Below are 20666 nucleotides of genomic sequence, written 5' to 3'. Positions count from 1 at the left end.
CACCTGGCCCTTGTCCCGCTCCCGTAAAAGCACCTTCACCCCTCCCTCCTCCGCCGGAAGCCCACCGCACCCCGGACCCCCTTCTGGGCACCGTCCGGGGTCTTGACCAGTCCCAGCTCCCCCGCCAGTCCCCACAGGGCCTGCTTCACGGAGCTCTTGTTCTCCAGTTCGTGGACGCGGCCCGCGTCCACGACGCTCTGCAGTTCCTTGAAGTTGGCGGGGACCACGGTCGCCGCGACCGCCGTGCCGGTGATCTTCTGGATCAGCGGCGGCTGGATCTCGGTGTTGCGGGTGTGCCGGTTGACGACGACGGTGGTCTCCTCGGCCTTGCGGATCTGCAACCGGTCCCACATCCGCACGGCCCGTTTCGCGCCCCGTACGGCGACCACGTCCGGCGTGGTGACGAGCAGGGCCCGGTCGGCCATCTCCACGGCCGCCGCGCCGGCGCCGCCGAGCTGGGCGCCGCAGTCGATGACGACGACCTCGTAGCGGGAGCGCAGGGCGCTGACGATCTGCCGGGCGGCGCGGTCGGTGACGTCCTCGCCGCGTTCCCCTTCGGCGGGGGCGAGCAGCAGGGCGAGGCCGGTGTCGTGGCGGAAGACCGCGTCGGCGAGGACGCGCGGGGAGATGTCGGTGATGGCGGCGAGGTCGACGACGGAGCGGCGGAACTGGACGTCCAGGTAGGAGGCGATGTCGCCGGTCTGGAGGTCCATGTCGACCAGGGCGGTGCTGCGGCCGGAGGCCTGGGCGGCGAGGGCCAGCTGGATCGCGGTGAGGGTGGCCCCGACACCTCCCTTCGCGCCGCTGACGGTGACGACGGTGCCGCCGACGCCGGTGAAGACGTCGCCGCCCGCGCCCAGGTGCCGGCGTACGCCGGTGGACCACTGGGCGACCGCCTGGACGCGGCTGGCGAGTTCCTCGTAGCTGAGGGGCAGGGCGACCAGGCCGCGGGCGCCGTAGTCCATGGCGGCCTGGAAGAGGCCGGGGCTCGCGTCGGAGGTGACGAGGATGACGCCGACGGCCGGGAAGCGCAGGGCCACTTCGCGGATCAGTTCCAGCGCGGGGACCGGGCCGATCCGCTCGTGGACGATCACGACCTCCGGCAGCTCGTCGACCGACTCGGCGGCCAGCCGCGCGAGGGTGTCGACGAGCTGGGTGGAGTCGACCACCGGGGCGACGGGCTCGGCGTCCGGGAGCTGGCTGAGCAGTGTCGTGACGGACCGGACCGCGTCCGTGTCACCGACTGCCGGGAGGATCCTCGTGGGCATGGCAGCCTCTCACTTGTCCTTCGCGAGTTCGTACGTCCGGTCCCGCTCGGGGACGGTGGTGTCGCTGCCGGGCGCGACGAGGGCGAGCCGGACGCGCTTGGCGAAGGACTCGGCGTAGGTGATGCGCTGGGCGTCGAGGGCGGACAGTGCGAAGGTGATCGGGACGCCGTCGGTGGGCTGCTGGGTGCGGTTGCTCTCGTCGGGTTCGAGCGCGGTGAGTTCGCCGACGTCGAGGACCTTGGCGTTGGTGACGATGATCTTCGACTGGTCGGGGTCGCCCTCGCGCGCGCCCTCGAAGGTGGCGTAGACGTTGACCGAGGCGCCGGGCGTGATCTTGCCGGCCACACCGGTCGCCGCGTCGATCATGATGGCGACCTCCTGCTGGCCGGGCTGGAGGGCCGGCCGGCGGACGATCATGTCGGACTGGAGCAGGGAACCCGCGCGCAGCGTGGTGACGGCGATCTTGCCCTGTATCTCCCGCAGATCGGTGACCGCGTTGTCGGACAGCCACCGTTCGGGCATCTTGATCTTCTCGAACTGGCCCGTGCGGAGGGTGGTGTAGGGCGGCACCTCGGACTTCAGCCGGTAGGCGGTGACCTCGGGGCCGACCTTCGACTTCACGTCGCTGATGACGGAGAGCACGCCGGCGAAGGCGCCGAGGGCGCAGACGACCGACAGGAGCAGGAGAATCACGCCGCGGCGCTGACGGGAGTTCATGAACCGTACAACCTCGTTGGGGATATCGGTCGAGCGGGATCGGAACAGTGCTGACGAGCGGTGTCAGGCCTCAGCCGACGGCCGTTCGGCTCTCGGGTTGCTGGTGGGGTGGACTGTCGTGGACGGGTGGCGAGGCCGAGCAGAACACGCAGCGGTCCCCGATGACGTCGATGCCGCACCAGTGGCACCGGCTGCGCCGGACGGAGGTGACCAGCTGGTAGAGGACGGACAGGTCGGGCAGGTAGCTGCAGAACTCGACGAGCCTGCCGGTGCCCCACCAGCCGGGCGACTCGGCCGGGAGCGGGGTCTCGCGCAGCCCCTGCACCTTCCAGGAGTGGGCGAGGGGGCCGGTGACCCAGTCGGAGGGGAGCTGGCCCTTGGCGAGAAGCATCCAGGTGCCGAACTCGGGGCCGGGCAGCTGTGCCTCGGGGGTGATCCTCACGAGGTGCGGCTCGGGGTGGGCGAGGACGCCGAACTGGCTGCCGGGCACCCAGGACTTGGCGTGCGACTTCAGGCCGACGGGCACGCGGTCGAGGCGGGCGACGGAGTTCAGCAGCGCGCCGGCGTGGATGTAGTGCACGAGCAGCCGGCCGGCCGAGGCGAGCACGCCGGGGCTTAGGTCACAGGAGGCGAGTTGCCGTAACTGGCGGGCCAGGACGGCCAGCGCGAGGGGTGGCAGGTCCGGCCGGAACAGGGCGATGCGGTCGCTCTCCATGAGGGAGCGCAGGGTGTGCAGCCGTCGCTGCACCGCGGTGGGCGCGGCCTGCGAGCAGACCACGATCACATGTCCGTGGTGCTCGACCAGGGCCTGCATCTCGGCCAGCGCCTGCTCCAGGGGGCGCCGGTCGACGTCCCGCAGCACGACGGCAGGCAGGGTGCGGTCGTCCTGTGGCGGCAGCGCCATGTCGGCGCTGGTCACGGCAATGGCAGTTGGCACGCGCAGCTCCCCGTTTCCCCATGCCGGCCGGAACGCCGGGTGTCACTCCGGCGCACCGTGTCGACTTCACTGCGTGACTACCTCAGCACTGTATCCACGCCTCTGTGACCGGAGAACAGCGTTTGTGTAGCTGGAGAGCAACTGCCGTTGCACAAGAGGCGTCAAAACGGGGCAGGTTGAGCATCTTGCCGGTCGTCCTGGTGGGCCCGGGGCGGTTCCGGCGGTGGGCCCAGCGGGCCCAGTGGTGACGGTGGGCCTTCGTTTGGGTCCTGAGGCCCACGCCTGACGCGGCGTCGCGTACCTACGCTCGCCGTCCGAAAAGACACGCGGACGGGTGTGGAGGGGTGCCGTATGGCGGGCGGGGGCGGCATACGGACGTACGGGCGCGGAGCGGTCTTCGACGACCGGGGGGCGACCGGCACCGAGTACCTCGGCATGGTCGTCGTCAGCGCGGCGATCGTCCTGGCCGTCTCGGCCACCGGTGTCGGCCAGTTGATCTACGACAGGCTCGCCGCGCAGGTGTGCCGGGTCGCCGGCGGCGGCGACTGCGGGACGGGTGGGCCGGGGCCGGACAAGCCGCTCACCGACGCGGACTTCGAGCCGGCGTTGTGCCAGGTCTCCTCGGTCACCGACAAGGCGGGCTCCAAGGCGAAGATCCTCTTCTGGGAGATCGGCAAGGAGTACGGCTTCCAGGAGCAGCACCTGAAGGCGAAGACGGACGTCAACGGGGACGGCAAGGTCGACGACCACGACCAGCTGGTCTATCTGACCTTCACGGACGCCGCTTCGGTCGGGGCGAAGAAGGACTTCAAGCCGGGGATGAAGGTGGGCCGGTTCGGCGCGGACAAGGTGGAGCTGGGGCTCGGCATCAAGGTCACCAACGGCGACACCTGGGTGTTCCAGAGCCCCGAGGAAGCGCAGCGGTTCCGGGACGACGTGGAGAAGCTGCAGATGTACGAGATGCGGCGCACCATGCCCGGCGGGGCGGAGGCGAGTATCGGCGACAGCATCGCCTACCTCTTCGGGAAGGGCCCCCTCAAGGACGAGGAGGACACCCAGAACCGCATCAAGGAGAACCTCGGCGACAACCGGAAGATCACCTACGGCAAGGTCGGCGTGGAGGCCTCGGCGTCGGCGGGCCTGAAGATCTCGGCGGGCGACGAGAAGAAGCTGAGCGCCGCGCTCGGCGGTTCCTTCAAGTACTCCCCCGAGGTGACCTGGACGGACAACTCCTACAAGAACACCAAGTCGTACACCTACTCCTCGTCCATCGAGTACGGCTCCAAGGTGAGCTACGAGGCGGGCCCGCTCAGCGGCGAGTACACGGCCAACACGACACAGACGGGCACCATCACGGTCACCTACGACAAGAAGACCGGCAAGCTGGTCCGCGTCGACATGACCCGCACCGTGGAGGAGGGCGGCCAGAAGGACGGGGCCAAGGCGGGCGGCGACAACGGCAGAAAGGACGGGGACAAGCGGGGCGGGAACGCCGGGGTGAAGGGCACCGACTCGCAGACCGGCATCGAGATCGTCACCCACACCCTCACCTTCGATCCGGGCCCGACGGGCGACCGGGACCGGGCGGTCGCGGAGCGCTGGCTGGACAGCAGCAACGAGCAGATCGCGACGCCCTTCCAGTACATGTTCGGCGACCACGCGCCGACGTCCCGCCCGGGCGCCGACGACCCCTTCGGACAGCTGATGTTCGACCAGGGCAAGTCCAGCCGGATGACGTACACGGGCGACGTGAACGCGGCCGAGTACGGCTTCGAGTTGAATCTGGGGCTCAGCCTGGGCATGACGATCAGCACGGAGAAGAAGGCGGAGACCCTGACCGACGCCCAGTTCCTGGGGGCGCCGCACGGAGACGGTCGCTCCTATCTTCCCTACAGCTACTGTGCGAACTGACGAGACGGGAGCCCCTGCCGATGAAGACCCGCCGTGCCTGCCTGGCCGCCGCCCTGCTGACAACCGCCGTGGCCCTGACCGGCTGCGGGAGTTCCGGTTCCGGCGCGGGAGAGGTGCCCGAGGGCTGGGGGACGCTGAAGACGAAGGGCGTCGACGTGTCGTACCCGAAGGGGTACGAGGAGCAGAGCGCCGCCGAGCGGGGCGAGCACAACGCGGCCGCCGCGGTGCGCACGGAGGGCGGGAGGAAGGTCTCGGTCGTCACCGTGCAACTCGGGTTCACCGAGGCGAACTCGGCCGAGCAGGCCGCGATCGCCGCCGAGGCGGGGATTCAGCTGGGCGCCGACGTCGAGGGCCAGAAGGACGTGGACCTGGCCGGCACGGACGAGGCCAAGCGCATCGACTTCTCCTTCAAGGCGACCGGCGAGGACGGCGGACCGGCAGCGGGGACCCCCGTCGAGGGCGTGATCCTGGCGGGCCTGGACTCGCACGACACCACCTTCGCGATCCGGATCGACGCCGAGCGGGACGCCCTGCCGGACGGGGACCTGGACCGGATCATCGACTCGGTCGAGGTGCACTAGCCGTGGAGGTGCCGGGCGCCGGATACGTCGTCCTCGCGCTGCTGGTGGCGCTGTTCGGCGCCCTGGCGTGGAGGTACGCGCGGCGGCTCGTGACGGTGACGCGGGTGCTGCGGCGCGGTGCCCGGGCGGAGGGCAGGTGCGTCCGGGTGGAGACAGAGCCGTACCAGCGCTCCGACGCCCGGCGGCACTTCTTCGCCTTCCGTACGGCCGACGGCGTGCGGGTCGAGTTCGAGGACCTGGCCGGCCGGTCGACGGCGGAGGGCAGCGCGGTCACCGTCGCCTACGACCCGCGCGATCCCGCGGGCACGGCGACGGTCGCGGGCCGGGGCAGCTGGTCCCCGGTGCTCCAGGCACTGGCCCTGGTCGCCGGGTGCGGCATGGCCACGGCCGGGTTCGCGATCCTGCTCTACTTCGAGATCACCGGGGGCAACCGATGACGTTCGTCCGCTGCTGGGCCGTCGGCATCGTCGTGCTCGTCCTCACCGAGTACTTCCAGATGACGCTGCTCCACGATCCGCTGGTCGGCCCGGCGGGCGTCGGGTCGTTCGGGGCCGCGCTGGCGCTGGTGCATCTGCCGAACCTGGTGTGCGTCGTGCTGGCCACCTGGGCGGCGGCGCGGGTGCATCCGGAGCCGTGGCGGGAGATGCCCGCGCGGCACGTGGCGGCGGCGTGCGCGGTGCCGGCGGCGGCTCAGGTGCTGCTGCTCTCCCTGCGGCCGGGGGTTTTGGACCTTGCGGGTGCGGCGTTCTGGATGTCCACGGGGGTGCTGCTGGCGGGCTGCACGGTGGGACTGCTGCTCGACCGGTTGGTCTGGACCTCTTGACAGCCCCTTTGGTCTGGACCATTTTCTTGTCATGTCCCCACACAGACGATCCCTGCGGTTCTGGTCGGGTGCCGTCACGGCCGCCCTGGCCCTCACTGTCACGACCGTCGGCCAGGCCTCGGCCGCCGACGTCAACAACGCCAGGAACGCCGGCTTCGAGTCGGGCCTGAGCGACTGGACCTGCTCGGCGGGCAGCGGCACGACGGTCTCCTCCCCCGTCCGCACCGGCACGGCCGCGCTGCGGGCGACCCCCTCGGGGCAGGACAACGCCCGGTGCGCCCAGACGGTCCGGGTGAAGCCCGGCTCGACGTACACGCTGGGCGCCTGGGTCCGGGGCGGGTACGCCTACCTGGGCGTGACGGGCACGGGCACGACGGACGTGTCCACCTGGACGCCCGACTCCTCCTCCTGGAAGCAGTTGTCGACCACCTTCACCACCGGCTCCTCGACGACCTCGGTGACGGTGTACACGCACGGCTGGTACGGGCAGGCCGCCTATTACGCGGACGACGTGTCGGTGTTCGGCCCCGACGGCGGCGGGGGCACGGACCCGGGCCCCACGATCCCGTCCGCGCCGGGCGGCCTGAACGTCTCGGGCACCACGTCCTCCTCGGTCTCCCTGGTGTGGAACACGGTGCCGGGGGCGACGGGTTACACCGTCTACCGCGACGGCACGAAGGTGACGGCGGTCTCCGGCACCTCGGCGACGGTGACCGGGCTCGCGGCCTCGACGTCGTACTCGTTCCAGGTGACGGCGACGAACGGGGCCGGTGAGTCGCCGAAGTCGCCGGCGGTGACGGGGACGACGAAGACGCCGAGCGGCCCGGGCCCCGCCCTGCCCAAGCACGCGGTGACCGGCTACTGGCAGAACTTCGACAACGGCGCCACGGTCCAGAAGCTCGCCGACGTCCAGTCCCAGTACGACATCATCGCCGTCGCCTTCGCGGACGCCACCTCGACGCCGGGCGCCGTCACCTTCACCCTGGACTCGGCCGGGCTCGGCGGCTACACCGTCGACCAGTTCAAGGCCGACATCAGGGCCAAGCAGGCCGCCGGGAAGAAGGTCGTCGTCTCGGTCGGCGGTGAGCGCGGCGCGGTCACGGTGAACGACGCGGCCTCGGCGACGAACTTCGCGAACTCCGTGTACTCCCTGATGCAGACGTACGGCTTCGACGGCGTCGACATCGACCTGGAGAACGGGCTGAACGCGACCTACATGACGCAGGCCCTGCGGTCGCTGTCGTCGAAGGCGGGCTCGTCGCTGGTCATCACGATGGCACCGCAGACGATCGACATGCAGTCGACGTCGAACGCCTACTTCCAGACGGCCCTGAACATCAAGGACATCCTCACGGTCGTCAACATGCAGTACTACAACAGCGGTTCCATGCTGGGCTGCGACGGCAAGGTGTACAGCCAGGGCTCGGTGGACTTCCTGACCGCCCTGGCCTGCATCCAGCTGGAGGGCAGCCTCGCCCCGTCCCAGGTCGGCCTGGGTCTGCCCGCCTCGACCCGGGGCGCGGGGAGTGGTTATGTGTCACCGTCGGTCGTGAACAACGCCCTGGACTGCCTGGCCAAGGGCACGAACTGCGGTTCGTTCAAGCCGCCCAGGACCTATCCCGGCCTGCGGGGCGCCATGACCTGGTCGACGAACTGGGACGCGACGGCGGGCAACGCGTGGTCCGGCGCGGTGGGACCGCATGTGCACGGGCTGCCGTAGGACCCGGCGACCTCACCCCATCGGACGGTAGTGGCCAAGGACCCAGGCCAGCTGCGGGAACCACTCCTGGAGCCGCGACCTGGGCTTGGCCTCCACCACGCACTCGAAGAACCGGCCGTCCATGTGGATCACCGCGACCATCAGCGCCTTGCCGTTGGGGCTCGCCCGGTAGTGGACACTGCGAATCTCGGGCCAGCGGAACTCGATCGAGAGTCCGGACGACTCGAAGGCGACGCCGGACGCGTCGACGACCACCGCGTTGCGTTTGTCGACGGCGAGGAAGTCCGGGCCGGCCGGTGCCGGTTGCTGGGGCAGGGCCTGGCCGTACGGAGGCGGTGCGGGAGCGTGCGGTGGCGGTGCGGGAGCGTACTGCGGTGGCGGTGCGGGAGCGTACTGCGGCGGGGGCGGGCCGAAGCCGGGGCCGGGAGGTGGAGGTGGCTGCTCGGTCATCCGTCGATTCTCCCTGGCTAGAAGAAGTCCCCCCACGGCTGGTCCCAGATCTGCTTCACGCACAGGACCAGGAACAGCAGGCCGGCGATGCCGAGCATGGCGTTGCTCACCGGTCCGTTACGCCACTCGCGTGGCGTACGGGAGGAGTTCAGGAGCCAGATCAGGGTGGCGGCGAGGAACGGCATGAAGGCCGCGCCGAGGACGCCGTAGATGATGACCAGGCGGAAGGGCTGGCCCTCGAAGAGCAGGATCATCGGCGGGAAGGTCAGCCAGAGCAGGTAGGCACGGAAGGGCCAGGAGCGTTCACGGGTCCCCGAGGCGACCTCCTCGCCCTTGGCCTGCCCCGCGCCGGACAGCCGGGCCACGAAGTCGGCGAACATCAGGCTCACTCCGTGCCAGACGCCGATCAGCGAGGTGAAGGACGTGGCGAAGAAGCCGACCAGGAAGAACTTCGCCGTGGCCGCGCCGTACTCCTTCTCCAGGATGTCGCTCAGCTGGACCAGGCCCTTGTCGCCGCTCGCGATCGCGACGTTCGCGGAGTGCAGCATCTCCGCGCCGACGAAGAGCATGGCGATGACGAAGATGCCCGTCGTGATGTAGGCGACGCGGTTGTCGAGGCGCATGACCTTCATCCAGCCGGTGTCGGTCCAGCCCTTGGCGTTGACCCAGTAGCCGTACGCCGCGAGTGTGATCGTGCCGCCGACGCCGCCGATCAGGCCCAGGGTGTTGAGGATCGAGTCCTTCTCGTCGGGCAGCACCGGGAGGAGCCCCGCGAAGGCGTCGGCGAGGTTCGGGGTGACCCGGATCGCCAGGTACACCGTCACCACGAACATGACGCCCACCAGGACCGTCATGACCTTCTCGAACACCGCGTACTTGTTGAACCAGACGAAGACCAGACCGACCAGACCGCAGGCGATGCCCCACCACTTCAGGTCCATCACGTCCGGGAACAGCGCCTGCAGCGGCAGCGCGCTCGACGACATCGCCGCAGCGCCGTAGACGAAGCCCCACACGACCACGTACACGGCGAAGAACCAGGTGGTCCAGCGGCCGAGGCTCGCCCAGCCGTCGAACAGGGTGCGCCCCGTGGACAGGTGCCAGCGGCCCGCCGCCTCGGCGAGGGAGATCTTGACCAGACAGCCGATGATCGCGGCCCACAGGAGGGTGTAGCCGAAGTTGCTGCCCGCGATCAGCGTGGCGACCAGGTCACCGGCCCCGACCCCGGTCGCGGCGACGACGATGCCGGGCCCGATGTACTTCCAACTGGCCTTGCGCGGCTGAGGTACGTGCGCGGCCTTGTGGTCCGTGGAGTTTCCCGTGGTGTCCGCCATGAAGGTCAAGAAACCGCAATGTACCCGGACCTACAAGAGGGCGCGGCGTAATCACCCTAGGGGCGCGGGGAACTGCGCGACCAACCACAACGAACCCGCACCCCGGAGACGGGCCAAGGCGGCACCAACGGCACCGCCAAGGCCCACCCAGCGGAGCGTCACGGCTGTCGCCGACCACAGCCGCCGTGCGCGGCGAACAGGGTGAGGCGGAAGCGGCTGCCGCCGTGCAGCAGGGCGTCGGTGGCCAGTTCGCCCACGAGCGGTTCGGCCACGTCCGCCACCTCACCGCGCTCAGCGTCACGCGTACTGGAGACGGACCGTGGAGCCCTCGGTGTCGTCGCGGATGTCGACGTAGGCGCAGACCTGGCGGGCGTACCACAGGCCCGGCCCGGGCTCCTGGCCGCAGGACTGGGGTGGGACGAACCCGGCGAGCGGGTCGCCGATCGGGCGGGCCGAGCGCAGTTCGCAGACGCAGGCGGGCGCCTCGCCCCAGAGCAGGGCGGTGCCGTCCAGGGGCGCCAGGGCGGCGGCCGCTTCGGCGACGGCCGTGGCGAACAGCTCGGCGTCGGCGGCGGCCAGTCCCCGGCCCTCCGCCCAGGTCTGCACGGCGGCGGCGTGGGGTCCGGCGAGGGGCTGCGCGCCGGCCGGGGGCAAGGGGAGGGGTACGGCGTCGAGTTCGGCCGTGAGGCGTACCGGGTCCTCGTACACGTCCGTGTCGGGGTGGGCGCGGCGCGCCGCGGCGACGACGGCGGGCCCCGCCGTGCGGGTGTCGTAGGCGCACAGGGCGATGGTGGCCATGGGGGCGAAGAGGAGGTTGGCGAGGGACTCGTAGCGGATCCACTCGGTGGTCTCGCGGGCCGAGCGGCCGGCGCGGCCGCTCCAGACGGGCTCCATGAGCAGGTGGATGCGGCCGCCCGGGCCCGCGTTACCGGTGAGGTAGGTGGCGGCCCGGGCGACGGCGTTGGCGGCGGAGCCGGTGTACCAGTCGGTGTGCGGGACGTGGACGACGTCCTTCGCGTCGCTGCCGAGGGCGTCGCGCAGGAGGTCCAGGTTGCGGGGGTCGGCGATGGCGACGGGTGGTGGTTCGCCGGGTGCGGCGAGGCCTTCGCCGAGGAAGGGCAGGGCGGCGGCCACGAAGGCCTCGTCGGAGTCGAAGACGGCCATGCGGTGGTCGAACGCGGCGGGCGTGGCGGGTTGTCGGGTGGTCATACGGTCCCCTCGGGATGTGGGCGGTTCCCCTGGTCTGTGGTTTCGCCGGTCTGTGGTGGGGGCGGATCAGCGCTGTGCCGTCACCCAGGCGGCGATCTGGCTGCGGTTGCTGAAGCCGAGCTTGCTGAGGATGCGTTCGACGTGGCCTTCGGCGGTGCGGCGGGCGATCACCAGACGGTCGGCGATCCGCTGGTTTCCGAGCCCTTCGGCGACGAGCCGGGCCACCTCGGTCTCGCGGCGGGTGAGGCGGACCGTGGTGTCCAGGTACGGGGCCTCGGGCGCCTGGGTGCGGGGACGGGCCGGTTCCTGGAGCGCCTGGGCGACGAGGGCGTGCAGCGGCGGCTGGGCGGAGTGGTCGTGCAGCCCGAGCGTGTCGGCGGCGAGGGGGACGAGTGCCGGGTCGTGCAGCCCGGACAGGTGCACGAAGCGCACGCCGTCCGGGAACGCCCTCCGCACACGGGCCGCGATACGCGCGGCGAGCCGGGTCTCGCCGACGCCGCCCGGCCCGGTCAGCGTCACCAGCCGTGTGCCAGCCAACAGCTGGCGGCCCTCGTTCAGTTCGCCACGCCGGTCGACGAAGCTGGTCGTCTCGACCGGCAGTTGATGGTCCCGTGGTGGCGCTGATCCGCCCATGATCAGCCAGTCCTCTGGAGGGGTGTGGTCCGGGGGTCCGGACAGTCCGGCTCCCCTTGCGCGAATCCTCACTCTGTCCCGCCGCGTACATGTATGCACGCGCGCGTCACACCCGTGGGTGTACTTCCCTCGGGACACCTCGACCGCGGCGTCGCACGCGTACACTGCGCGGCCACTTTCAGTCTTGACCTGCTCATGCCATTAGCAGAACGATATGCGCCACCCGCACCAGCACGTCGCACGGAACCACCCCACCTCCCACAAGGAGATTTCATGCGACTTCGCACACGAGGCGCCGGTGCCCGCACCGGCAGACGCACCGCGGCCCTCGCCGCGCTTCTCGCCCTCGCCCTCGCGGCGCCCCTGTACTCGACGACGACCGACGCCACCGCCGACAGCGCGCCCAAGGCGGCCGTCTCAGCCGACGACGTCCGGCAGTACGAGGTCCATCTGCACTCGACGGCCGCCGACCGCACGGCACTTCAGCGCACCGGCGTGACGGTGGACGAGGTGCACGCTCACGGGGTCGTCGTCTCCGGCCGCGCGGACCAGATCAAGAAGCTCCGCGCCCAGGGCTACGAGGTCACCGCGCTCGGCGCGGTCCCCGACCGGTCCGCCGGAAGGGGCGACGTCCGGCTGTTCGACTTCCCGTCCGCCGACTCGCGGTACCACAACTACGCGGAGATGACGAGCGAGATCAACTCGATCGTCGCGGCCAACCCGTCCATCGCGAGCCAGCGCGTGATCGGCACGTCGTACCAGGGCCGGAACATCGTCGCCGTCAAGATCAGCGACAACGTCGGTACCGACGAGTCCGAGCCGGAGGTGCTGTTCACCCACCACCAGCACGCCCGTGAGCACCTCACCGTCGAGATGGCGCTCTACCTGCTGCGCGAGCTGACCTCCGGCTACGGTTCCGACTCGCGCGTCACCAGCATGGTGAACAACCGCGAGATCTGGATCGTCCCGGACGTCAATCCGGACGGCGGGGAGTACGACATCGCCACCGGGTCGTACCGCTCGTGGCGCAAGAACCGCCAGCCCAACTCGGGTTCCTCGTACGTCGGTACGGACCTGAACCGCAACTGGGACTACCGCTGGGGCTGCTGCGGCGGCTCCTCGGGCTCGACGTCCTCCGAGACGTACCGCGGGTCGTCCGCCGAGTCCGCGCCCGAGGTGAAGGTCGTGGCCGACTTCGTGCGTGGCCGGGTCGTCGGCGGCAAGCAGCAGATCAAGGCCGGCGTCGACTTCCACACGTACAGCGAGCTGGTGCTGTGGCCGTTCGGCTACACCTACTCCGACACGACGACCGGGATGACCGCGGACGACAACGCGGCGTTCAAGGCGGTCGGGCAGAAGATGGCGGCGAGCAACGGGTACACGCCGGAGCAGTCCAGCGACCTGTACATCACGGACGGGTCGATCGACGACTACCTCTGGGGTGCGCACAAGATCTTCGCGTACACCTTCGAGATGTATCCGCGGTCCGGGGGTGGGGGGTTCTACCCGCCCGACGAGGTGATCGAGCGGGAGACCTCCCGTAACCGGGACGCGGTGCTGCAGTTGCTGGAGAACGCCGACTGCATGTACCGGTCGATCGGCAAGGAGAGCCAGTACTGCGGCTAGTCGGCGTCTTCCTCGAAGTAGGCGTCCAGCACCGCGTCCAGCTCACTGTCCCACTCCGTGAAACGGCTCCTGGCCGGCGCCTCGATCTCGATCGGGTACCAACGCCGGTCAGGGGTGTGGACGGTGACGGTGTAGCGCTTGCCGAAGCGGGCGGTCTCCGTCTCGACCGCGCCGATCTCGTCCCAGCGGAACTCGCACTCCTGGTCGTCCAGGACGAGCCGGACGCCTCTGTGGTCGGCGACTATTCTCGCGCGGCGGTCGGACGCCTCGAAGACGGGCCCGTCCGGCACGGCGTCCTCTTCGGACTCCGGGGCGGTCCGCTCCTCTTCGTCGGCCTCCTCTGCCTCCTCGGCCTTCTCGACCTCCTCGGCCTTCTCGACGTCCTCGACGTCCACCGCGTCCGCGACCTCAGGCTCCTTCTCCGGCCCGTCCTCCCCCGTCTTCTTCGCGGACGCGGGTGACGTGAGCCCGGGGATGAAGGCCGGGTCGAATCCGGCGCCTTCCAGGGGCTGGCTGCTCGAACCTATGCGCTGCTCCACAGCGGAGCAGTATGGTCGACAAACCTGTGTCACACACAGCCAGCCCCTGCATCGTTATCAGACGCCTACACGGACCGACGGGCGTCTACACGAACAAGCTCAGCACCGCCGCCACCACGAACCCCGCCACCGACAGCACACTCTCCAGCACCGTCCACGACTTGAGGGTGTCCCGCTCGCTGATGCCGAAGTACTTGGCCACCATCCAGAAGCCGCCGTCGTTGACGTGCGAGGCGAAGATGGAGCCGGCCGAGATGGACATGATGACCAGGGCCACGAAGGCCTGGGAGTGGTCGCCCTCGGACAGCAGCGGCGCCACGATGCCCGCCGTCGTCACGATCGCCACCGTCGCCGAGCCCTGGGCCACGCGCAGGACCACGGAGATCAGGTAGGAGAGGACGATCACCGGCAGACCCACGTCGTTGAACGTGTCGGAGAGGGCCTGGGCGACGCCGCTGGCCTTGAGGACGGCGCCGAAGATGCCGCCCGCGCCGACCACGAGCAGGATGTTGCCGACCGGCTTCAGGGACGCCGTGGACACCGTCTCCAGCGACTTGCGGGACCAGCCGCGCCGGATGCCGAGCAGGTAGTACGCGAGGAACAGGGCGATCGTGAGCGCCACGAAGGGGTTGCCGAAGAACTCGATCACCGAGCGGAGGGTGGACGGGTCCAGGGCGATCGAGGAGAACGTCGCGGCGAGGATGAGGACCAGCGGCGTGCCGATGATGGCGAGGACCGTCGACAGGGACACCGGCTGCTCGCGCGGCGCCACCCCGGCGGCCCGCTGCTCGTCGATGACGGCCTGCTTGGCCTCGTCCGCCGCCTCGACCATGTCCTGCGGCACGGCGACGAAGATGCGGCGGCCGATCCACGCCGAGTACGCCCACGCGGCCAGCACGGCCGGCAGACCGCAGACGATGCCCATGAGGATGACCCAGCCGAGGTCGACGTGGAGGAGACCGGCGGCGGCCACCGGGCCGGGGTGCGGAGGCAGGAAGGCGTGGGTGACGGAGAGGCCCGCGAGCAGGGGCAGGCAGTAGAGCAGGATCGACTTGCCGGAGCGCTTGGCGGCGGCGTAGACGATCGGTGCCAGGACGAAGATGCCGACGTCGAAGAAGACCGGGATACCGAAGATCAGGCCGGTGAGGCCCATGGCGAGCGGGGCGCGCTTCTCGCCGAACATGCCGAGCAGACGGCCTGCCAGCACCTCCGCGCCGCCACTGACTTCGAGGATGGCGCCGAGCATGGTGCCCAGGCCGATGATGATCGCGACATGGCCGAGGATGCCGCCCATGCCGGACTCGATCGTGGAGACGGCGTCCGACTTCTGGACCGTGCCGAAGAGTTCGGTGACGGACAGGCCGGCCGCGAGGCCGACGGCTATGGAGACCGCGAGCAGGGCGACGAACGGCTGGAGTCTCATCTTGATGATGAGGAACAGGAGCAGCACGATGCCGAGCGCCGCGGTGAGCAGCAGTCCGGCCGTGCCGTCGACGAGGAGGAGCAGGCCTCCGGTGTGGGGTGGGGTCTCGGCGGGGGCCGACGCGGCGAGCGAAAGGGACATTCGGGGGTCCTCTACGTAAATGCATGCAGCTTCTGGGTAGGGGGGAGCGCGGCGCGGCGCATCGATGGCGCCGCACCTCACGGGCGTGCGGGAGTCGCGGGGGTGTCAGCCGAGGACGGCCAGCGCGTCGATCTCGATGAGGAGACCCGCGGGCAGGCCCACGTAGACCGTGGTGCGCGCGGCGGGCGGCTGGGTCAGGCCCTGCTCCTCGAAGTACGCGTTGTAGATCGCGTTCATCTCGGCGAAGTGGTCGACGTCGGTGAGGTAGACGCGGATCATCATCACGTCGTCCCAGCCGGCGCCGCCCTCCTCCAGGATGGCCTTGACGTTGGCCAGGGTCTGCAGGGTCTGCTCGCGCAGGGTCGGCCCGGCGGGCGTGGGGGGCTTGCCCTCCTCGGCGGGCAGGAAGCCGACCTGGCCGGCGACCTGGAGGATGTTGCCCTTCCGCACCCCGTGCGAGAACTTCGCCGGCGGGGTGGTGTGGGTCTTGGGGGTGAGTGCGATCTTGTCCGTCATACGGTGCCCTTCACTGGTGTTCTGCCGGAGTACTCCCCGCTGATGGCGTCCGCCGTACGGCGCACCAGCGGCAGGAGGGTGAGGAGTTCGTCCGCGGTGACGACGACGTTCGGCGCGGAGACCGACATCGCGGCGACGATCCGGCCGTCGGCGCCGCGGATGGGCGCCGCGACGCAGTTGATGGACTCCTCGTGGCCGCCGAGGTCGGTGGCCCAGCCCTGTTCGCGCACCTTCTCCAGCTCGCGCAGGAACGCCGCGGCGTTGGGTGTCGAACGGGCCGTGTAACTGGGGTAGTCGAGCTTCTCGGCGACCGCCCGCCGCTCGTGCTCGGGCAGGTCGGCCAGCAGCAGCTTCGCGACCGCGGCGACGGTGATGGCGACGGGTTTGCCGATGCGGGAGTACATCCGCACGGGGTAGCGGCTCTCGACCTTGTCGATGTAGAGGACCTCGTTCTCCTCGTACACGGCGAGGTGCACGGTGTGGCCGCAGTTCTCGTTGAGGCGGACCAGGTGGGGGTGGGCGATCTCGCGGACGTCGAGGTTCTCCATCGCCTCCTGGGCGAGCGCGAAGAGGCGGGCGCCGAGGCGGTAGCGCTGGTCGGACTGGCGGTAGACCAGGCCGTGCTCGTGGAGGGTGCGCAGCAGGCGCAGGGCCGTGGACTTGTGCACGCCGAGACGGTCGGCGACCTGCCCCAGGTCGGCGGGCCCCTCGGCGAGCAGCGGCAGGATGCTGAGCGCGCGGTCGACGGTCTGGCTCATGGCGTACGTACCTCCTCGTCGGCCCGCTGGGGGTCCTCGGTCCAGCCGGGGCCGAGTCGCAGTCTCCCCCATGCCGCGTCGTCCAGGGCGACGAGCCGGTCGGCGTGCTGCCGGGCGGGCGGGGTCGCGAGGTCGCCGGGCACGGTGAGGGCGGCGGCGGCCATCAGGTGCCCGTGCCGCAGCCGGTCCCGCACGGGCAGTCCGCGCAGGGTGGCGGAGAGGAACCCGGCGGCGAAGGCGTCCCCGGCTCCGACGGCGGCGACGACGTCGACGCGGGGCGCGGGCACGAAGGTGACATCCTGCTTCTCGAAGACGGTGGCTCCGGCGGCGCCCTGCTTGACGACCAGCACCTCGGGTTCGGGGAGGGCGGCGCGGACGGCCTCCGGGCTGTGCAGGCCCCAGGCCTCGTCCTCCCCGACGAACACGAGGTCGGCGCCCCGGGCGAGGTCCCGCACCACCCGGGGGGCGTCCGTGTCGCGCCAGAGGCCGGGCCGGTGGTTGACGTCGAAGGAGACCAGGGGGCGGCCGGGGCGTCGGGTGGTCAGCTCGCGCATCAGGTCCAGGCAGGACGCGGAGAGCGCGGGCGTGATGCCGGACAGGTGCAGCACGCGCCCGGCGCGCACCGCCGCCGGGTCGGGGTCCGTCACGCTCATCGCGGAGGCCGCCGAACCGGCCCGGTAGTAGGCCACCTCATGGGCGTCGGTGGCCCGGTCGCCCGCGGTGCGGAAGTAGATGCCCGTGGGCCGGTCGGGGTCGCGGCGGACGTGGGCCACGTCGACCCCGTACCCGCCGATCGCCTTCACCAGGTGATCGCCGAACGCGTCGTCCCCCACCCGGCTGATCCACCGCACGGAGTGTCCGGCGGCGGCCAGCACGCACGCCACGTTGGACTCCGCGCCTCCGATGCCCCGGTCGAAGGAGGGGACGTCGGCGAGGCGGCCCGGCCGGGAGGGCAGGAACGTGACCATGGACTCGCCGAGCGCGACGACGTCCACGACGTCGGGGGCGTTGCAGGGTCCGGTGGGGGTCACGATGCTCGTAGCTCCTCGTGGGGTCGGTCGTCGTGTCGGGTCGCCGTGTCGGGTCGTCGTGCCGGTCGGTGGCGGTTTCATTGACCGCGGGTGGCCGAGATGTTAGACAGCGTTGAGCGATATACGCAATGAGTGTTGCAAGAATTGCAACACTGCTGATCAGGGAGGCTCCATGACAGCCGACACCGCCGCCGAGTCCCTCGCCCGGCTCGCCGCAGAGCGCGTCGACCACCGCTTCAAGGGCCTCCCGCCGGACGCCGACGGCCTGACCGTGGGCGAGCTGGCGGCCCAGCGCCGCAACCTCTTCACCGGCGGCTTCGCCACGCCCGTGCTCGCGCTGTCCGCCGAGCGGCTGGAGCACAACCTGAAGCTCATGGAGGTGTACGCGGACCGGCACGGTCTGGCCTTCGCGCCGCACGGCAAGACCTCCATGGCGCCCCAGCTGTTCCACCGGCAGATCGAGCACGGGGCGTGGGGCATCACGCTGGCGGTGCCGCACCAGGTGCGGGTGGCCCGGGCGTTCGGGATCCGGCGCGTTTTCCTCGCCAACGAGCTGGTCGACCCGGCGGCGCTGCGCTGGGTCTCCGCGGAGCTCGACGCCGACCCGGACTTCTCCTTCGTCTGCTACGTCGACTCCGTGCGCGGGGTGGAGTTGATGGACGCGGCCCTGGGTGACGCCTCGCGCCCCGTGGACGTGGTCGTCGAACTCGCCGCCGGCGAGGGGGCCCGTACCGGGGTCCGTACGGAGGCGGAGTGCGCGGCGGTCGCGGACGCGGTGGCGGGCGCCCGGAGCCTCAGGCTGGTCGGCGTGGCGGGCTACGAGGGCGAGGTGCCGCAGGCAGACCCCGAGCGGGTGACGGCGTGGCTGCGGCGGCTGGTCGCGCTCGCCGCCGACTTCGACAAGGCGGGGCGCTTCGCCGGCCTGGACGAGATCGTCGTCAGCGCGGGCGGCAGCGCCTGGTTCGACGCGGTCGCCGACGTCTTCGCGGAGATCTCCGCGCTCTCCTTGCCGGTGCTGAAGCTGCTCGCGCTCTGGGCGCCTACGTCTCGCACGACGACGGCCACTACCGGAAGCTGACCCCGTTCAACCGGGTGCCCGAGGAGGGCGCTCTGGAGCCGGCGTTCCGGCTGTGGACGCAGGTGGTGTCCCGGCCGACGGCGGAGCAGGCCTTCGTCAACGCGGGCAAGCGGGACGCGGCCTACGACCTCGACCTGCCGTTCGCGCAGGTGGTCCGCCGGGACGGTGCCGAGCGCCCGGCGACCGGCGTGTCGGTGACGGCCCTGTCCGACCAGCACGCCTGGCTGCGCACCACGCCGGAGGCGGATCTGGAGGTCGGCGACTGGGTCGGTCTCGGTCTGTCCCATCCGTGCACGTCGTTCGACAAGTGGCCGCTGATCCCGGTCGCGGAGGCGGACGGCACGGTCGTCGACTACGTGCGTACCTACTTCTAGGAGGCCGCGGCATGGAAGAGCTCGTCATCCGGGACGCCGACGTCGTGGACGGCTCCGGCGCGGACTCCTACCGGGCCGATGTCGTGGTCGACGGCGGCCGGATCGTGGGAATCGTCAAGGAGGCGTCCGCGGCCGGCTGCCAGCGCCCCAAGGCGCGCCGGGAGGTGGACGCCGAGGGGCTCGTCCTCTCCCCCGGCTTCGTCGACATGCACGCCCACAGCGACCTGGCCCTGCTGCGCGACCCCGACCACAGCGCCAAGGCCGCGCAGGGCGTCACGCTGGAGGTCATCGGGCAGGACGGGCTGTCGTACGCGCCGGTCGACGACCGCACGCTCGGCGAGGTGCGGCGCGCGATCGCCGGGTGGAACGGCTCCGGGGACGACATCGACTTCGACTGGCGGACGGTGGGCGAGTACCTGGACCGGCTCGACCGGGGCATCGCGGTCAACGCCGCGTATCTGATCCCGCAGGGCACGGTCCGCGCGCTCGCCGTCGGCTGGGAGGACCGCGAGGCCACGCCCGAAGAGCTGGACCGGATGCGGCAGTTGGTCGCCGAGGGCATGGAGCAGGGCGCCGTCGGCATGTCGTCGGGGCTGACGTACACGCCCGGCATGTACGCGAAGGACGCCGAACTGACCGAGCTGTGCCGGGTGGTGGCGTCGTACGGCGGCTACTACTGCCCCCACCACCGCTCCTACGGCGCCGGCGCCCTGGAGGCGTACGAGGAGATGGTCGCCCTGACCCGGGAGGCGGGCTGCTCCCTGCATCTCGCCCACGCCACCATGAACTTCGGCGTGAACAAGGGCCGGGCGCCGGAGCTGCTGTCCCTGCTGGACGAGGCGCTGGCGGCCGGGGCCGACATCACCCTCGACACCTACCCCTACACGCCCGGCTGCACCACGCTCGCGGCGATGCTGCCGAGCTGGGCCAACGAGGGCGGCCCGGAGCAGGCCCTCAAGCGGCTGGCGGACGAGGAGACGGCGGCACGCGTCCGCCACGACCTGGAGGTCACCGGTTCGGACGGCTGCCACGGCGTGCCCATCGAGTGGGACACGATCGAGATCTCGGGGGTGGGTGACCCGGCCCTGGCGGAGTTCGTCGGCCGGACGGTCCAGGAGTCGGCGGACGCGCGGGGCGAGGCCCCCTGGGTGACGGCGCGTGGGCTGCTGCTGGCCGACCGGCTGGCCCCGACGATCCTCCAGCACGTCGGCCACGAGGAGAACGTCCGGGCGATCATGCGCCACCGGGTGCACACCGGCGGCTCGGACGGCATCCTCCAGGGCGCGAAGCCGCACCCGCGGGCCTACGGCACGTTCCCGCACTACCTCGGGCACTACGTGCGGGAGTTGGGGGTGATGTCGCTGGAGGAGTGCGTCGCGCACCTCACCTCGCGCCCGGCGGCCCGCCTCCGGCTGCCGGACCGGGGCCTGGTCCGCGAGGGATACGTGGCCGACCTGGTGCTCTTCGACCCGGCGACGGTCGCTGCGGGGTCGAGTTTCGCCGAGCCGCGGGTGCTCCCGACGGGAATTCCCCATGTGCTGGTCGGCGGGCGGTTCGTGATCGAGGACGGCCGGCGCACGGACGCCCTGGCGGGCCG

19 protein-coding genes and 1 pseudogene are annotated in these 20666 nt (G+C 70.9%); 8 read left to right on the top strand and 12 right to left on the bottom strand.

Going from position 1 to position 20666, the window contains the following annotated elements; all coding sequences use genetic code 11:
* Window positions 1-35: 35 nt before the first annotated feature.
* The 3 genes from SSQG_RS25115 to SSQG_RS25105 form a co-directional block, all read right to left on the bottom strand.
* Window positions 36-1268, bottom strand: a complete 1233-nt coding sequence (locus tag SSQG_RS25115) for an AAA family ATPase (protein WP_003992654.1) — start codon at window positions 1266-1268, stop codon at window positions 36-38.
* A 9-nt stretch (window positions 1269-1277) separates the two neighbouring features.
* On the bottom strand, window positions 1278-1985 hold the full coding sequence (cpaB, locus tag SSQG_RS25110; protein WP_003992653.1) for a Flp pilus assembly protein CpaB: 708 nt from the start codon (window positions 1983-1985) through the stop codon (window positions 1278-1280).
* A gap of 70 nt (window positions 1986-2055) precedes the next feature.
* A complete protein-coding gene (locus SSQG_RS25105) occupies window positions 2056-2922 on the bottom strand; it encodes a hypothetical protein (RefSeq protein WP_003992652.1) in 867 nt (288 codons plus the stop codon).
* Window positions 2923-3273: 351 nt separating this feature from the next.
* Here SSQG_RS25105 and SSQG_RS25100 point away from each other — a divergent pair, with 351 nt between their 5' ends.
* The 5 genes from SSQG_RS25100 to SSQG_RS25080 are packed head-to-tail and all read left to right on the top strand — an operon-like array spanning window position 3274 to window position 7957.
* Window positions 3274-4833, top strand: a complete 1560-nt coding sequence (locus SSQG_RS25100; protein ID WP_039933576.1) for a hypothetical protein — start codon at window positions 3274-3276, stop codon at window positions 4831-4833.
* A 20-nt stretch (window positions 4834-4853) separates the two neighbouring features.
* On the top strand, window positions 4854-5414 hold the full coding sequence (locus SSQG_RS25095; protein ID WP_039933574.1) for a hypothetical protein: 561 nt from the start codon (window positions 4854-4856) through the stop codon (window positions 5412-5414).
* A gap of 2 nt (window positions 5415-5416) precedes the next feature.
* On the top strand, window positions 5417-5851 hold the full coding sequence (locus tag SSQG_RS25090) for a DUF3592 domain-containing protein (RefSeq protein WP_003992649.1): 435 nt from the start codon (window positions 5417-5419) through the stop codon (window positions 5849-5851).
* Complete coding sequence (locus SSQG_RS25085; RefSeq protein WP_039933572.1) at window positions 5848-6237, top strand: hypothetical protein; 390 nt, start codon at window positions 5848-5850, stop codon at window positions 6235-6237. Before SSQG_RS25090 ends, SSQG_RS25085 begins: the two co-directional genes overlap by 4 nt.
* Before the next feature lie 31 nt (window positions 6238-6268).
* On the top strand, window positions 6269-7957 hold the full coding sequence (locus SSQG_RS25080) for a chitinase (RefSeq protein WP_039933571.1): 1689 nt from the start codon (window positions 6269-6271) through the stop codon (window positions 7955-7957).
* 12 nt (window positions 7958-7969) lie between these two features.
* Here the strand turns inward: SSQG_RS25080 and SSQG_RS25075 are convergent, their stop codons facing one another.
* The 4 genes from SSQG_RS25075 to SSQG_RS42205 form a co-directional block, all read right to left on the bottom strand.
* Complete coding sequence (locus SSQG_RS25075) at window positions 7970-8407, bottom strand: hypothetical protein (protein ID WP_039933569.1); 438 nt, start codon at window positions 8405-8407, stop codon at window positions 7970-7972.
* Window positions 8408-8424: 17 nt separating this feature from the next.
* Entirely contained in the window at window positions 8425-9741 is a 1317-nt protein-coding gene (locus tag SSQG_RS25070) for an Nramp family divalent metal transporter (protein ID WP_039933568.1), read from the bottom strand.
* A 297-nt stretch (window positions 9742-10038) separates the two neighbouring features.
* Complete coding sequence (locus SSQG_RS25065; RefSeq protein ID WP_003992644.1) at window positions 10039-10950, bottom strand: MEDS domain-containing protein; 912 nt, start codon at window positions 10948-10950, stop codon at window positions 10039-10041.
* Window positions 10951-11016: 66 nt separating this feature from the next.
* Window positions 11017-11583, bottom strand: coding sequence for a helix-turn-helix transcriptional regulator (locus tag SSQG_RS42205; RefSeq protein WP_039933567.1), 567 nt, complete (start codon window positions 11581-11583; stop codon window positions 11017-11019).
* A gap of 273 nt (window positions 11584-11856) precedes the next feature.
* Between SSQG_RS42205 and SSQG_RS25055 the strand changes: the two genes are divergently transcribed.
* Entirely contained in the window at window positions 11857-13209 is a 1353-nt protein-coding gene (locus SSQG_RS25055; protein ID WP_003992642.1) for a M14 family metallopeptidase, read from the top strand.
* On the opposite strand, the gene SSQG_RS25050 is transcribed toward SSQG_RS25055, so the two are convergent.
* From SSQG_RS25050 to SSQG_RS25030, 5 genes are all read right to left on the bottom strand, one after another.
* Window positions 13206-13748, bottom strand: coding sequence for a hypothetical protein (locus tag SSQG_RS25050; protein ID WP_039933566.1), 543 nt, complete (start codon window positions 13746-13748; stop codon window positions 13206-13208). The two genes, SSQG_RS25055 and SSQG_RS25050, sit on opposite strands and share 4 nt — an antisense overlap.
* A gap of 85 nt (window positions 13749-13833) precedes the next feature.
* Window positions 13834-15312 (bottom strand): GntP family permease, encoded by a 1479-nt coding sequence (locus tag SSQG_RS25045; RefSeq protein ID WP_003992640.1) that lies wholly within the window; start codon window positions 15310-15312, stop codon window positions 13834-13836.
* A 105-nt stretch (window positions 15313-15417) separates the two neighbouring features.
* Window positions 15418-15828, bottom strand: a complete 411-nt coding sequence (locus tag SSQG_RS25040; RefSeq protein WP_003992639.1) for a RidA family protein — start codon at window positions 15826-15828, stop codon at window positions 15418-15420.
* Window positions 15825-16586, bottom strand: a complete 762-nt coding sequence (locus tag SSQG_RS25035) for an IclR family transcriptional regulator (RefSeq protein ID WP_003992638.1) — start codon at window positions 16584-16586, stop codon at window positions 15825-15827. The genes SSQG_RS25040 and SSQG_RS25035 overlap by 4 nt, the downstream gene beginning before the upstream one ends.
* Window positions 16583-17617 (bottom strand): sugar kinase, encoded by a 1035-nt coding sequence (locus SSQG_RS25030; RefSeq protein WP_039933565.1) that lies wholly within the window; start codon window positions 17615-17617, stop codon window positions 16583-16585. Before SSQG_RS25030 ends, SSQG_RS25035 begins: the two co-directional genes overlap by 4 nt.
* 172 nt (window positions 17618-17789) lie before the next feature.
* On the opposite strand from SSQG_RS25030, the pseudogene SSQG_RS25025 reads away from it, so the two are divergent.
* Window positions 17790-19069: pseudogene (locus tag SSQG_RS25025) on the top strand (amino acid deaminase).
* 11 nt (window positions 19070-19080) lie between these two features.
* Window positions 19081-20666 (top strand): N-acyl-D-amino-acid deacylase family protein (locus SSQG_RS25020; RefSeq protein WP_003992635.1); only part of this gene is annotated, 1586 nt, incomplete at its 3' end.

Source organism: Streptomyces viridochromogenes DSM 40736 (assembly GCF_000158955.1).
GTDB lineage: Bacteria > Actinomycetota > Actinomycetes > Streptomycetales > Streptomycetaceae > Streptomyces > Streptomyces venetus.
The sequence above is the reverse complement of the archived record's forward strand: the minus strand, read 5'-3'. Positions and strand labels throughout refer to the sequence as shown.